Annotated in this window: 9 protein-coding genes; 8 read left to right on the forward strand and 1 reads right to left on the reverse strand. The window is 71.4% G+C overall.

The window, feature by feature from the left end:
• Positions 1 to 116: 116 nt before the first annotated feature.
• On the reverse strand, positions 117 to 4,106 hold the full coding sequence (gene eccCa, locus ACFV6E_RS08530; protein ID WP_385460071.1) for a type VII secretion protein EccCa: 3,990 nt from the start codon (positions 4,104 to 4,106) through the stop codon (positions 117 to 119).
• Between the two features lie 488 nt (positions 4,107 to 4,594).
• Here eccCa and eccD point away from each other — a divergent pair, with 488 nt between their 5' ends.
• The 8 genes from eccD (at position 4,595) to ACFV6E_RS08570 (ending at position 14,474) form a co-directional block, all read left to right on the forward strand.
• Positions 4,595 to 6,001, forward strand: coding sequence for a type VII secretion integral membrane protein EccD (eccD, locus tag ACFV6E_RS08535; RefSeq protein ID WP_385161800.1), 1,407 nt, complete (start codon positions 4,595 to 4,597; stop codon positions 5,999 to 6,001).
• 100 nt (positions 6,002 to 6,101) lie between these two features.
• Positions 6,102 to 7,769: a type VII secretion protein EccB gene (gene eccB, locus ACFV6E_RS08540; RefSeq protein ID WP_385460073.1), complete on the forward strand. Its 1,668-nt coding sequence runs from the start codon at positions 6,102 to 6,104 to the stop codon at positions 7,767 to 7,769.
• Positions 7,770 to 8,237: 468 nt separating this feature from the next.
• The gene (locus ACFV6E_RS08545; protein ID WP_385161796.1) at positions 8,238 to 8,573 is read left to right on the forward strand and encodes a hypothetical protein; all 336 of its coding nucleotides are present in this window, start codon (positions 8,238 to 8,240) and stop codon (positions 8,571 to 8,573) included.
• Between the two features lie 103 nt (positions 8,574 to 8,676).
• Positions 8,677 to 8,985 carry a WXG100 family type VII secretion target gene (locus tag ACFV6E_RS08550; protein WP_385161794.1) on the forward strand — a complete coding sequence of 103 codons (309 nt, stop codon included), beginning with the start codon at positions 8,677 to 8,679 and terminating at the stop codon, positions 8,983 to 8,985.
• Positions 8,986 to 9,141: 156 nt separating this feature from the next.
• Positions 9,142 to 9,612, forward strand: coding sequence for a type VII secretion system-associated protein (locus ACFV6E_RS08555; RefSeq protein ID WP_385161792.1), 471 nt, complete (start codon positions 9,142 to 9,144; stop codon positions 9,610 to 9,612).
• A 131-nt stretch (positions 9,613 to 9,743) separates the two neighbouring features.
• A complete protein-coding gene (locus tag ACFV6E_RS08560) occupies positions 9,744 to 13,421 on the forward strand; it encodes an AAWKG family protein (RefSeq protein ID WP_385460075.1) in 3,678 nt (1,225 codons plus the stop codon).
• A 205-nt stretch (positions 13,422 to 13,626) separates the two neighbouring features.
• Positions 13,627 to 14,082, forward strand: coding sequence for a YbaB/EbfC family nucleoid-associated protein (locus tag ACFV6E_RS08565; RefSeq protein ID WP_385161788.1), 456 nt, complete (start codon positions 13,627 to 13,629; stop codon positions 14,080 to 14,082).
• Positions 14,083 to 14,084: 2 nt separating this feature from the next.
• The gene (locus ACFV6E_RS08570) at positions 14,085 to 14,474 is read left to right on the forward strand and encodes a hypothetical protein (protein WP_385161786.1); all 390 of its coding nucleotides are present in this window, start codon (positions 14,085 to 14,087) and stop codon (positions 14,472 to 14,474) included.
• The last annotated feature ends 162 nt before the right edge of the window (positions 14,475 to 14,636 follow it).

The raw sequence follows: 14,636 nt of genomic DNA on the forward strand, positions 1-14,636 counted from the left end.
CACGGTAACGGTGGGCGGCACCCGGTAACGGCGGGCGGAGACCGGAAACGGCGGTGGGGGCCACCTTTCTTCAGGTGGCCCCCACCGCCGTTTCCGGTCCGTACGGTCGGCTCCGCTCAGCCCTCCTCCACCAGCGCCGTCTGCATCAGGCGGGCCCGGCGGCGGGCGATGTGCAGGGCCCGGCCCGGCGGCAGGTTGAGGGGCTTGGCGTCGCCGAAGAGGCGGCCCTCGGTGGGCGGGCAGGAGAGCACGACGGCCGGGTTGTTGGCCTCGTCGAGACGGCGGACGAGGCCGTCACTGAGACCGCGGCCCGCGCCCATGGCGCTGCGCGCCACGATCAGGTGCAGACCCGTCTCGTAGCCGAGCGTCAGGTGCTCGAAGAGCGGCTCGAAGGGGTTCTGGAAGGTGCTGCTGCCGACGACCATGTCGTAGTCGTCGACAAGGATGAACAGGCGCGGGCCGGTCCACCAGTCGCACTGGCGCATCCGGGCCGGTGCGATGTCCGCGCCGGGGACCCGGGTCTTGATCGCGCGGGCCGCGCCGTCGATCGTCTCCTTGAGGTTGTCCAGGGAGATCACGTGCCCGATGCGGTACTCCTCGGGGATGGAGTCCACCAGCGTACGCCGGTAGTCCACCACGATGATCTTCGCCTCGCTGGGGGCGTAGCGGGCGGTGATGCCCTGGGTGACACGGCGCAGCAGGTTGGTCTTGCCGCTCTCGGTGTCGCCGACCACGATCAGGTGCGGGGTGCGGCTGAAGTCGTGCCAGACCGGTTCCAGGGCGTCCTGGTCGATGCCGAGCGGGAGGCGCATGCCGCCGCCCTCGGTGGCCTCGGGCGCGGGGAGTTCGGCGAGCGGCAGCCGGTGCGGCAGCATCCGCACCTGCGGGGCGGGGGCGCCCTTCCAGTGCCGGGAGACCTCGGAGACCAGGTGCTTGACGCCGTCGCCGAGGTCTTCGAGGGAGCCGCTGCCGTCAAGGCGGGGCAGGCCCGCCAGGAAGTGCATCTTGCTGTCGGCGGTGATGCCGCGACCGCCGCTGCGCGGCACCGAACGGGCCTTGCGGGTGTCGATCTCGGAGTCCATCGGGTCACCCATCCGCAGTTCGAGCCGGGTCGCCGACTGGTCGCGGACCTGCGCGGACAGCTCCACCCAGCGGGTGGTGGTGACCAGCAGGTGGATGCCGTAGTTGAGGCCGCGGGCGGCGATCTCGTTGAACCTCGGTATCAGGTCGTCGTAGTCCTGGCGGACCGTGGACCAGCCGTCGACCACCATGAACACGTCGCCGAACGGCTCGTCGGGGAACTCCCCGGCGGCCCGGCGGCGGCGGTAGGACTGCATCGAGTCCAGGGCGTGGTCCACGAAGAACTGCTCGCGGCGGGCCAGCAGCGTCATCACCTCGAAGACGGCCCGGTGCACCCGCTCGGGGTTGAGGCGGGCCGCGACGCCGCCGACGTGCGGGAGCCCGGCGAGCTGCGAGAGACCGCCGCCGCCGAAGTCGAGGCAGTAGAACTGGACCTCGGCCGGGGTGTGGGTGAGGGCGAGCGCGGTGATCAGGGTGCGGGCGAGGGTGGACTTGCCGCTCTGCGAGCCGCCCGCGATCGCGACGTGGCCGCCGGCCCCGGACAGGTCCACGACCAGCGGGTCGCGGCGCTGCTCGAAGGGCTTGTCCACCAGGCCGACCGGGACCCGCAGCTTGCCGGTACCGGACCAGCCGGCCGCGGTGAGACCGCGCTCGGGGTCGGGCGCGAGACCGGGCAGCAGGACGTCCAGCGAGGCCGGTTCGCCGAGCGGCGGCAGCCACACCTGGTGGGCGGCGGGCCCGGAGTCGCGCAGCCGGTCGAGGGCGACGGCGAGCAGGGTCTCCTCGTCGCCGGTCTCGGTGACCTCCGGCTCCGGCTCGGGCGCCGCCTCGATGGTGCGCGGCACCACCCAGCCGCTGGTGTACGGCACCACCTGGCTGGCCACCCGGGCCTGCACGACCGCGCCGGTGCGGCGCCGGTACGTACCGGAGGAGTAGGCGGCGCGGAACCGGGTCAGGGACTCCATGCCGGACTTGAGGTAGCCGCTGCCGGGCTGGGCGGGCAGCTCGTAGGCGTCCGGCACGCCGAGCACGCCCCGGCTCTCCATGGCGGAGAACGTGCGCAGACCGATGCGGTACGACAGGTGGCTCTCCAGCTGGTGCATGCGGCCCTCGTCCAGGCGCTGCGAGGCCAGCAGCAGGTGCACGCCGAGGGAGCGGCCGAGCCGGCCGATCATCACGAACAGGTCCATGAACTCCCGGTGCGTGGACAGCAGCTCGCTGAACTCGTCGACCACCACGAACAGGCTGGGCAGCGGGGCGAGGTCCGCACCGGCGGCGCGGGCCCGCTCGTACTCCAGGGCCGAGGTGTAGTTGCCCGCGGCGCGCAGCAGTTCCTGGCGGCGGATGAGCTCGCCGTGCAGGGCGTCCTGCATGCGCTCCACCAGGGCGACCTCGTCGGCGAGGTTGGTGATGACGGCGGAGGTGTGCGGCAGCTCCTCCAGGCCGAGGAAGGTGGCGCCGCCCTTGAAGTCGACCAGGACGAAGTTCAGCGTCTCGGAGGAGTTGGTCAGGGCGAGGCCGAGGACGAGGGTGCGCAGCAGCTCGCTCTTGCCGGAGCCGGTGGCGCCGATCAGCATGCCGTGCGGGCCCGCACCTCCTTGCGCGGACTCCTTGATGTCGAGCTCCACCGGGCGGCCGTCCACGCCGACCGCGATCGGCACCCGCAGCCGGGACGAGCCGGTGTGCCGCTCGAAGAGGGTGCGCGGGTCGTGCCGGTGCAGGTCCGGGATGCCGAGCAGGGTGGTCAGCTCGACGTCGCTGTCCAGCGGCTGCGCGATGTCGGTGCCCAGGCTCATCCGGCGCGGGGTGAGCAGCCGGGCCAGGGACTCCGCGCCGAGCGGACCGAGCCGGTCGGGGCGGCCGAGCGGTACGGAACGCTCCTTGCGGCTGCGGTCGGTGCGCGCCAGGCTCACCCGGTCGGGCCCGACGCTCAGCCGCAGCGTGTTGCGCCCCGGCTTCCAGGGCAGCGCCCCGGAGATGTCGAGGATCAGGGCGTTGCGGTAGCCGTGCCCGGCCCAGCGGTGGCCCTCGGGGACGGTGACGCCGTCCAGGACGACGACCGTGTACGGCTCGTCGCGGCCGGGGCGGGCGTCCGGGTCGAAGCCGGGGCGCTCGGCGAACTCGGCGCCGAGCAGGTCGTCCAGCTCGGTGAGGTCGGCGGTGATCCGGCGGACCTGCCCCGAGCCGTCCTCCTCGTGCGGGTGCAGCGTGTGCGGCAGCCACTTGGCCCACTCCCAGTCGGGCCGCCGCTCGTCGCTGACGCAGAAGACGAGCCACAGCTCCTCGGGCGCGTGGAAGACCGCGAGCTGGCCGATCATGGCGCGCACCAGGGCGCGTACCGCCTCCGGGCCCGGGTCCGCGGCGCCGCTCTCGGCGGGGGCTTCGGCCGGTGTCTCGCCGGAGGCTTCCTCGGGGCGCAGCAGGACCCGTGCCGAGGAGCGCAGGTAGAGGCCGAGGGGCTGCTCGGGGATGGTGGAGTAGGCGCGGATGAAGCGGCGCAGGGCGTGTGCGCAGAGCGGTTCGAGGTCCTCCACCGGGCGGGTGGAGACCGGGTTCAGGGCGAGCGCGAGCTGCTGCTCACCGACCGCGAGCCGCACCTCGCCGAAGTCCTCGTCGGCCGGACGCCGCTCCCACAGCCGTGTGGTGCGGGCCAGCGCACGGAGCGAGGAGGGCTCCGGGTGGCGCCAGGCGAGCGCCCGCTGCTGCTCCGTGATGGTGGCCCTGACCCGCTTGCGGGTCTGCGCCAGATAGCGGAGGTAGTCGCGGCGTTCGCCCTTCAGGCGCTGCTTGCGCTCGCCGGAGCGGCGCATCAGCTGGCCAAGGAGCATGGCACCGGCGGACAGCGCCATGACGCCGATCGCCAGGTACATGAGGACGCCGTTGCCGCTGCCGCCGGAGCGCAGGAACATCAGCATCATGGACACCGACATCAGCGCCATCGGCAAATAGGTCCATATCGCCGAGGTGTCCGGCACCGTCTCGGCGAGGACCGGAGGTTCCTGGAGGGTCAATTGCCCTTCGGGCATCTCGGGTCCGCGCCTGCGGGCCGGTCGGCGAAACAGCACGACACTCAAGGAACAGAACCTCCGGTTTCACTGACTTTCCGGCCCGTGCCGAATACCGGCATACCGGCATAGCGGCGGGTCGGTGCTCCCGGCATCGGGAAAGACCGCACCACGCTGATTCTCCGGGCACCGGACGGGGCTGTGAACGCCGCGTGAAAGTTCCAGGGGAAAGCAGGCGACGGGCAACTCCCTGACGTTCAACTCCGTCCCGGACCAGGGGCCAGGGCCGCAGCACGAATCGGTGGGCGCAGGCAGTAGTCTGCATTCACGGAACGCGCCCTGTCCACGCGGGAGAGGCGGTCGCCGTGCGTACGGGCCCCAATTCCCGTACCCGGCCCCCCGTTCCGGCCCGCACGGGTCTTCCGTACTCTTCGCACATCCCCCTGTTCCGGGGAAGTGCCGGAGAAGTCCTCCGGTAAAGCCCCCCACGGAAGACGAGAGTTCAGCTGATGACCGACAGCGCGGTGGCCGAACTGTGCCGCCTGACCGTACGTGCGCCTAGCGTCTCCGTCGATCTGGCCGTGCCCGCCGACGTGCCGGTCGCCGATCTCCTGCCCACGCTGCTGCGCTACGTCGGCGAGGAGGCCGAGGAGGCCGGACTCGACCACGCGGGCTGGGTGCTCCAGCGGCTCGGCGACGCCCCGCTCGACGAGGAGACCACCCTCACCCGCGCCGGGCTCGCCGACGGCGACGTGCTCTACCTGCGCCCGCACACCGAGGCGCTGCCCGAGGCCCGGCTCGACGACCTGGTGGACGGGATAGCCGACACCGCGGCCAGGAAACTGCACACCTGGCACCCGGGGGCCGCCCGCGGACTGCTCCTCGGCACCGCGGTGGCGATCGTGCTCGCCGCCCTCGTACTGCTGCTCTGGCCCGGGGCGCTGGGCTCCGGCTCGGCCCGTGCGGCCTGCGCCGCCGTGATCGGGCTGCTGCTGCTCGCGGGCGCCGGATCGGCCAGCCGCGCGGTCGGCGACCGGCTCTCCGCGACCGTGCTCGGCCTGCTGGTCGCGCCCTGTCTGGCGCTGGCTGGCTGGCTGCTGCCCGGCGGCGACCTGACCGGACCGGACGCGGCCCGGGTCGCGGGCGCGCGGCTGCTCGCCGCGGGCGCGGCCGGCGCGGGCGGCGCGGTCCTCGCGCTCGCCGCCACCGCGGTCGGCGCCCCCGCCCTGCTGGCCACCGCGGTCGTCTCGGTGGCCGCCGCCGTCGCCGGGGTGCTGTTCGGCTACACAGGGCTGACCGTGCCGGCCGCGATGGCGCTGGTCGCGGCGGTGATCGCGCTCGCCGCCGGAGTGGTGGCACCGTTCGCGTTCAAGCTGGCCGGGATGCGGATGCCCGCGCTGCCGTCCTCCGCGGGCCAGCTCCAGGAGGGCATCGAGCCCTACGCGGGCGACGAGGTCGCCGAGCGCACCGAACTGGCCGGACGCTGGGTCACCGCGCTGTTCGCCGCCACCGGCACCGTCACCGCGGCCACCCTGGTCGTCCTCGCCGAACACCCCAGCCTGCCCGAGGTGCTGACCGCCGCCGCGCTCAGCCTGCTGCTGCTCCTGCACAGCCGCGGCCTGGTGCACATCGGCCAGCGGCTGAGCCTGGCCGTGCCCGGCATCTGGGGGCTGCTGCTGCTCGCCCGCGCCTGGATGACGGACAGCACCGGTGACCTGCGCGTGGTGGTGCTCGCGGTGATGCTGGCCGGCGCGGCCGGACTCGTCGTCGCCGCCTGGACGGTCCCGGGCCGCCGGATGCTGCCGTACTGGGGCCGGGCCGCCGAGATCGCGCACACCTTTCTGGCCGTCGCGCTGCTGCCGCTCACCCTGTGGGTGGCGGGCCTGTTCGGCTGGCTGCGCGGCCTGTTCGGCTGAGCGTCTGCGCACAGGCGCGCAGCACATCCGCGCGAACGCCTGCGCACGGGCGCGGCGCGCACCCGCGAGCGGGACATCGGATACGAGTTGAGGAGAGGCCGTGCAGTCCAAGCGGGACCAGGTACACGCCCACACATTCATGATGGGCAGGCTCAGCTCGGGCCTGCTGACGGCCGACCCGGACGCCCCGGAGAGCCCGCTCGGGCGCACCACCCGCGGTGTCGTCTTCGGCGTCCTGGTGACCGTCCTGATCGGCGCGGGCGCCACCGTCTACGGTCTGCTGCGCCCCGGCGGGAACGACGGCTGGCGCGACGGTGAACACCTGGTGGTCAACCGCGACACCGGCGCCCGTTACCTGTGGACCGGCACCGACGGCGTACTGCACCCGGTGCGCAACTTCGCCTCCGCGCGGCTGATCGGCGGCTCGGACCTGGAGACCTCCGACGTCCGCACCGCCTCGCTACAGGGCGTCCCGGTGGGCTCCCCGGTCGGCATCACCGGCGCCCCGGACGCCGTGCCCGAGTCGGGCCAGCTCGACACCGGCGCCTGGCACATGTGCGTCACCGGGCCCGAAGGGGCGCTGCCCGACACCTCGGGCGCCGTGGCCACCAGCGGAGTGGACAAGCCGAAGGCCACCACCGTGGTCGCCGGAGCACCGCTGGACGCCACCGGCGTCGCCGCCGACAAGGGCGTGCTGGTGAGCGGCCCCGACGACACCGAGTACCTGGTCTGGCAGGGCAGCCGGCTGCCGCTGGACGCCGACTCCGACGCCCGCAACGCCCTCGGTTACGGGTCCCAGGAGCCGGTCCCGGTCACGGCGGCCTTCCTGGACGCGCTGGCGCCGGGGCCCGAGCTGAGCCCGCCCGAGGTCGAGGGACGCGGCGACGAGGGCCCCGAGATCGGCGGCGAGGCCAGCCGGATCGGCCAGCTCTTCAAGGTCAGCGTGCCCGGCGGCGACAGCAGCTACCAACTGCTGCGCAAGGACGGCCTGGTGCCGCTGACCCGGCTCGGCGCCGCCCTGGTGCTCGGCGACCCGGCCACCCAGAAGGACGCCTACCAGGGCAAGTCGCCCGAGGTGCGCACGGTCGGCGCGGACGCGCTGCGCGAGCACCGGGCGAAGGACGCGGGCACGGCCGGCTCCGACGAACTGCCGGACGCGCCGCCGGACCCGCAGACCGTGCCGCGCGGCAGCGCGCTGTGCGCGCAGGTGGACGGCGACGACGGCGGCGCCCGGATCAGCTCGGTGCTGGTCCCGCTGACGGATCTCGCGCCGGTCGCGGTGTCGGCGGGCACCGCCGATCCGCTGGTGGACGCCTGCGTCCCCACGGACGCCACGGTCGTACGGCCCGGACACGGCGCCCTGGTCAGGGCCCTGAACGCGAGCGGCGCCGCACATGCGGGCACCACCTACCTGGTGGCCGAGAACGGCGTGAAGTACCGGGTCACCGGCAAGGAGTCGCTGGCGGCGCTCGGTTACACGGCCGAGGACATCGGCTCGGTCCCGGCGCCGCTGCTCGCGGCCCTGCCGACCGGCGCGGACCTGGACCCGGCCGCCGCCACGGGCACGTCGGAGCCCGGGGTGACGGCGCCGAAGTGCGACACCGGCGACGGGAAGGCGGACGAGCCCGGGAAAGCGGACGCACCCGGGAAGGCGGACGCCGTGGGGGCGCCGGGTAGCGCCGGGGAACCGGGTGCGGGCGGAGCCGGCGCCGGGGCGGACAAGGAAGGCGAGGCGGGCAACACGGGCGCAGCGGACACCTCGCGCTGATTCCGGCGAGGAGCGCGAAAGGTGACGAAGAAAAGGTAAAGGGACGGCCTGTGGAATGCCGCTCGCCAACTCGGTGCATACTGAACCGAGTTGGTGTGGTCACCGTGTTCGGATAAGGCGGCGAAACCTCAGGAGAAGCTCAAAGAATGCGGCGGCCGGAGCCCGTCATATCCCGCGAACGGGCCGTACGGACCTGCGTCCGCTAACCGGTGACCGTTCGCAGGCTCCACGCGCCCGTTTCCTGCCCGTGTTGCCCGGCGAACAGTTCGTGCCCCGGGGCCGTCCGCACGGTCGCCGTGTGTTCATCCTGCGGAAACAAACGGACAACTCCGTTGCCGCGGACGAATTCTGAGGTGCCCGCGAAGCTCAAATCTTCCCCAGCACGCGTTGCGTGGAACGCGTGATTCTCTTTAGCCTCATCGGGTAACGGTGCGACGAGATGCGCCTGCTGAACGAAGGGAGCGCGACATGGCGGACAGCGCCGCAAGGAAAGCGGACTATGCCAAGGGCTTGGGAGGTGTCTCCTCACTGGAGACGGCCCGGGACCAGGTCGAGAAAATCCAGAACAACGTCTCCGAGATCGCCTCGCGTTCCGGCGTCGGCGGTGACGAGGGCCAGGCCCTGCTGAAGCTCTTCCGCAGCTGGAACACCGAGGCTCAGACGGTGGTCGTCCAGATCAGCAAGATGATCGACGCGCTCCAGGAGAACGTCACCTCCGCCAACCGCCTGGCGAAGGAGAACCAGGACCTGACCGAGGTCCTCAACAGCAAGACCAGCCAGGGCGTCTTCGAAGCGCTGAGCTGACCCACCCCACCCCCCACCCGCGGCACGAGCCCCCCTTTCCCCGGTGCGGCCGTGCTCCGCGGGCCGCCGGGCCCAGGCGCCCGGCCGTCCGAGAGGAGACGTCATGGCCGACGGCATCATCGACGTTCAGTACCCCAAGGTCCGCAATGCCATCGAAGAGCTGATGGACCAGACCAAGCAGATCATCAACACCCTCAACCGCCTGGAGGACGAGCTGAAGCCGCTCGTCAGCTCCTGGGAAGGTGCGGACCAGGAGACGTACATCCAGGTACAGGCGGAGTGGGACGCGGCCACCAAGCGGATGGCCCAGCTCCTCGGCGACAACGGCGAGCTGATCCAGACCATCCACGACAACCACTCCCGTGACGAGCGCAAGAGCGCCGACAACTGGGGCAGCGTGCGTGCGCGGTAGCGCTCCGCTGTGACACCGGTGCTTCGGCTGCGGGTCCGTTGTGGCTGGTCGCGCCGTTCCCCGCGCCCCTGATGGGGCGCCCTGACGGGCCCGCCTTCAGCGAGGCGGGCCCGCCAGGTCCCCCCACCCGTCGGTACGAGCAGCAGGAGGCGTCCCATGGCCGACAACAAGGCCGACGTCAAGCATTTCGACCTCAAGCAGATGGAGAACTTCCGGGACAACGAGGTGCAGCCGGTCTACAAGTCCGCGAAGAAGCACCGCGAGGAGGGCGACGGGTCCGGCGTCCGCCCGCTCGGCGACCTCATCGACGGGCACACCACCGAGACCAACCTCGACCAGAGCCAGCAGCTCCTGCGCATCGGCAAGATGACCAAGGACACCCTGGTCTCGGGGCCGACGCTGATCGAGGACATCCGCACCGCGGCCGAGGCCATCGACACCCTGCTCGGTGACCAGATGGACCTCTTCAAGGAGCTGAAGGAAGCGCTCACCGACACCATCGACGAGGCGAACAAGACCAAGGACAAGAACCTGGACGCGATCGACGCGCAAACGCTGCTCCAGAGTTTCGAAGAGGTCGACAGCCTCACCGCCGGCAGCACCGGCGAGACGGACGACGAAGACTGAACCCCTGCCGCGCGTGCCCGCGGAGGCCGGCCACGGCCGCCCGGCACGCCGCGTGAGGAACACCCGGCAGCACACCCCCACGAGAACCCGGTGCGCCGGTGCGGACGACAGCAGACCAGAAAGGGCGCCCGGTGGCCGATCGGTACGATCCGAATTCCGAGAAGAACATAGACAAGTTCGACGGAGCGAAGGACTCGTCGGGCGACACCTGGGCCACGCTGGTCACCCACATCACCGGCTTCCCGGTGCCGGACCGCTCCACGATCTTCGACACGCTCCGCTCCGACCAGGGCGGCAAGCTCTTCCGGATGGACATCCAGAAGCGCAGCCTCAGCTCGGTCGTCAAGGACTCCGGCTTCCTTCAGAACAGCGGCGAAGACTACGACATCTACTTCTTCGACAGCGGCAAGAAGTACCAGATCATGCAGGCCCGGATCGTCTTCGAGGGCCGCGTGAAGTCCGGCGACGAGATCTTCTTCGACTCTCCGAACGCCGACAACGTGGGCGACGCGCAGGTCCGTGAGGGCAACGAGTTCACGGACTACAACAAGGACAAGATGAGCACCATCCCGCTCGCCCGGTACATGAACGGGCCGCGGGCGGCGCTCATGGCGCTCCTCGAGGGCAACACCTCGGACGCCCGCTTCAGCGGCCTCGGCGTCGCCGACGGCGACGTCGTGGACCTGAACTCCTTCGACACCACCGGGCAGTCCTTCGACTACGCCGCCAAGTTCTTCAAGGACACCGCGCCCCTGCTGAAGGAGTGGGAGGACCGCTTCGGCGCGGACGACGCGAGCTGGAAGGGCGAGGCCGCGGAGGTCTTCCGCAACCTGCTGGGCAAGATCCGCGACAACTACGACAACTACGTCGAGACCTTCAACGAAAGTGTCGGGGACGGCGACGCGACCGGCACCGGCAGCACGGTGTACTCGCGCGCCCTGTCCCTGGGCAAGGGGTACCTGAAGGACGCCGCGAACAAGCTCCTCGACGCGTGGCTGGCCTGGGCCAACTCCGACTACTACGACCCGCACCGGGTGCTGCGCTACATGCTGGACGACCTCGCCCAGTGGGTGGACGCGAACAACGTCGCCAAGACGGACATCGAGCAGTACACCAGCCAGTACAACACCACCATCTACCACAGCCCGCACAGCGACTTCAGCCAGGTGCACCCCGACTATGGCGACCTCACCGACATCGCGAACTGGGCGAAGGTCGGCGACGCGGCGGTCAAGCTCTGGACCCAGGCCGTCAACGAGTACCTGGGCAAGCCGGCGGCCACCGTGCAGTCCGCCCTGAACAACCACTTCCTCGACCTCGGCGAGGAGTTCACGGACAACGTGCCCAAGCCGAAGACGACGAGCACGGCCTCCGACGACTACGCGGAGCAGAAGGCCGAAGAGGAACAGGAGGAGATCGACAAGCAGAACGAGGAGAACAAGCAGTACGAGGAGGACCTGCGCAACGAGCAGAACAAGCAGCGGGAGGAGGACAAGAAGTACCAGGAGGAGCTGCGCGAGGAGCAGAACAAGCAGCGCGAGGAGGACAAGGCCTACCAGGAGGAGCTGCGCAAGGAGCAGGAGGAGCAGCGCGCGGAGGACAAGGCCTACCAGGAGAAGCTGCGCAAGGAGCAGGAGGAGGCGCAGGCGGAGGCCGAGCGCCAGGCCGAGGAGCAGGCCAAGGCTCTCCAGGACAGCCTCGGCGGCATCAACGACCCGACCGGGGGCAGCACGGAGGACCTCGGCAACCTCGAGAACCTGCTGAGCCAGAACAACGGCGACAACACCCCGATCACCACCGAGAGCCTCGGCGACCTCGGCGACGTGAACGGCGGCAGCACCACCGACCTGGGCGATCTGGGCAACGTGAACAGCTCGGACAGCGGCGGCTCGGACAGCCTCACGGACGCCAACAACGCCGTCACCCAGTCGCTCGGCAACCTCGACGGCCTCAACTCCGGCTCCGGCGACCAGTCGTCCACCACGGACCAGCTGCCGATCACCCAGTCCCTGGGCAACCTCACCGGGCTCAACGGCAACTCCGGAACCGGCACCTCGGTCAAGACCCCGACCGGCGGCACCACCAGCCGGACCGACGGCGGCGCGCTCACCACCGACTTCCCGAACGGCAGCACCAGCTCCTTCGACCCCGACACCGGCATCCTCACCACCACCAACCCGGACGGTACGACCACCACCACGGACCTGGGCAACGGGGCCGAAGTGGTCAACTCCGACGGTTCGGTGACCTCGCTCGGCGACGACGGCAAGCTGACCACCACGTTCCCGGACGGCACCACCCAGACCACCGACCCCACGACCGGCGAGGTCACGACCACCAACCCGGACGGCACCACCACCACGACGAACCTGGGCTCGCTCGACGGCCTGAACAGCGGTGCGAGCGACGGCGTCCTGGACACCCCGACCGGCGGCAGCACCCAGCTGACCAGCGGCGGCGACGTGACCACCGACTTCTCGGACGGCAGCCACAGCTCCTTCGACGCGGACAGCGGGACGCTCACCACCACCAACCCGGACGGTACGACCACGACGACCGACCTGGGCAACGGGGCGTCGGTGACCAACTCGGACGGTTCGGTGACCTCGCTCGGTGACGACGGCAAGCTGACCACCACGTTCCCGGACGGCACCACCCAGACCGTCGACCCCTCCACGGGCGAGACCGTCACCACCGACCCGGACGGCACCACCCACACCGAGAACCTCGGCAACCTGGGCGGCCTCAACAGCCAGAGCAACAGCCTCACGGACCTGGGCGACCTCGGCGACCTCAACGACATCACCACCGAGTCGCTCGGCGACCTGGGCGACGTCGGAACGTTCAGCACCGACACGTCCGGCCTCGAGTCCCCGACCGGCAGTCACACCGCGCTCGACGACGGCGACTTCACCACCACCTTCTCGGACGGCAGCGAGGCCAGCTTCGACCCGGACAACGGGCTGCTCACCACCACCGCCGCGGACGGCACCAGCACGACCACCGACCTCACCCACGGCGCGAGCGTGACCAACGCGGACGGCTCCACCACCACGCTGGACAACGGCATGCTGAAGACCACGTTCCCGGACGGCAGCACGCAGATCATCGACCCGGACACCGGGATCGCCACCGTCACCGACCCGCAGGGCCACACCGAGACCCTCGACCTGCACGACCTGAACACCGGCGGTGACACCAGCACGTCGAGCCTCCTCGACAGCCTCGACGACATCGGCGGCAGCAGCGGTGGCACCACCAGTGACCTGTCACTCTCCGACCTGGGCCTCGGCAGCGGCGGCACGAGCGCCGCTGCCTCGGGCGGCGGCCTGAGCGGAACAAACTCCTACGGCTCCTCCCTGGACGGCCTCGGCACGTCCGTCACCCCGCTCTCGGACAGCACCGACAGCACCGGCAGCGCCCTCACCCCGGCCACCGCCGCCGCCGGAACCCCCGGCGCGCCCGGTACGCCCGGCAGCCCCGGCATGCCGATGGGCGGCGGCATGGGCGGCGCGGGCGGGGGCTCCGACAAGGGCAACGGCGAGCGGGTGCGCGCCGTCCTGGTCGACGCGGCCGAGGAGAGCGAGCGCCGCAACCGCCGTCGGCGCAGCCCCTGGAACCGCCAGGAGGACAGCGACACCTTCCTGTCCCCGGCCTCCCGGGTGTCGACCACCGGCGGCGGCGACTCCTCCGAGGAGGAGACGGAGCAGCCGGGCCGCGGGTCCACCAGCTCCGCCGGTCATCTGGAGGAGGACACGGACGTCTGGGGCACCGAGGAGGGCGGCACCCCGGCCGTCATCGGGCGGTGAGCGCCGCGCGGTCGCGGGCCGTGGTGGCCCCGCGGCCACGGCGCGGCCACCGCGAAGTAATCAATCCCACCCGGCCCCGGCTTTCGCGACGGGGGCCTGACCAGGCAAGATCAGCAGAGCGGCGGACGGGCCCGGGACCGGGTCCGGCCGCACCGGCCGGACATCCGGACCCGTACGGAGACCGGCACCGAAGGGAGGAGCGGGCGTGACGGAACCGATGGAGAAGCGCCTGGAGAAGGCGATGGCCGAACTCCACCAGGCGCAGGAGGCGCTCGCGCGCACCGAACGCGAGCTGCGCCAGGCGTCGTTCGCGGTGCTCTCCTCCGACCGCGCGGTCCGCGCCACGGTGGGCCCGCAGGGCGAGCTGAGCGGCATCGAGTTCCTGGAGAACAAGTACCGCGACATGTCCCCGCAGGAGCTGGCCGCCAGCGTCCTGGAGGCGGCGAACGCGGCCCGCGTGAAGATGAACCGGCATGTGATGAAGGCGATGATGCCTTTCACCGAGCCCAGCAGCAACGTGCCGGAGCTGAAGGGCTTCGAGCTGGACTGGGAGCGCGTCTTCGGCCCCGAGGTACTGCGCGACGACGACGAGGACACGGAGCGCACCGGCCAGGCCGCACCCGGCTGGCGGGACGCGCTCGGCGACGACGGGGAGGACTGACGGTGGGAGAGCGGTACTACGTCGACCCGCACCGCATCGAGGCGCTGACGGGCCAGTTGGAGGAGATCGCCACCCTGGCCAGGAGCATGACGGAGGAGTTCCTCGACGGACTGGCCCCCACGGTCCGCTGGCCGGGCACGGAGGGCGACTTCGCGGAGAAGGCCAAGCCGCAGGAGCAGCAGGAGCGGCAGACCACCAAGGAGACGATGATGTCCATCCGCGACGCGCTCGTGGGCATCACCGACGCCACGCTCAGCCAGGTCCGGCTGATGGAGTCGACCCGCGACAAGAACATCGAGGGCATCGAGCAGAGCAACAACCGCATCAACACCGACGGGCTGAGCGGTGACACCGGCGGCAGCAGCGGTTCGACCGGCAATGGCCGCCACTGACCCGCGCCCCGCAGGCCGCTCCCGCACTTCGCCGGGAGCGGCCGCCTCGCCCTGCCCGCGCGGCTTCGAGGACCGCCGCCGGGCCGGGCTCCCGTACGGCTCCCGGGCCCGCTGCCGGGACGGGTTCCCCTACGATCCCCAGGGCGGCCGCCGTTGAGCATC

Origin of the sequence: Streptomyces sp. NPDC059785 (assembly GCF_042732375.1) — a bacterium.
Classification (GTDB): Bacteria; Actinomycetota; Actinomycetes; order Streptomycetales; family Streptomycetaceae; genus Streptomyces.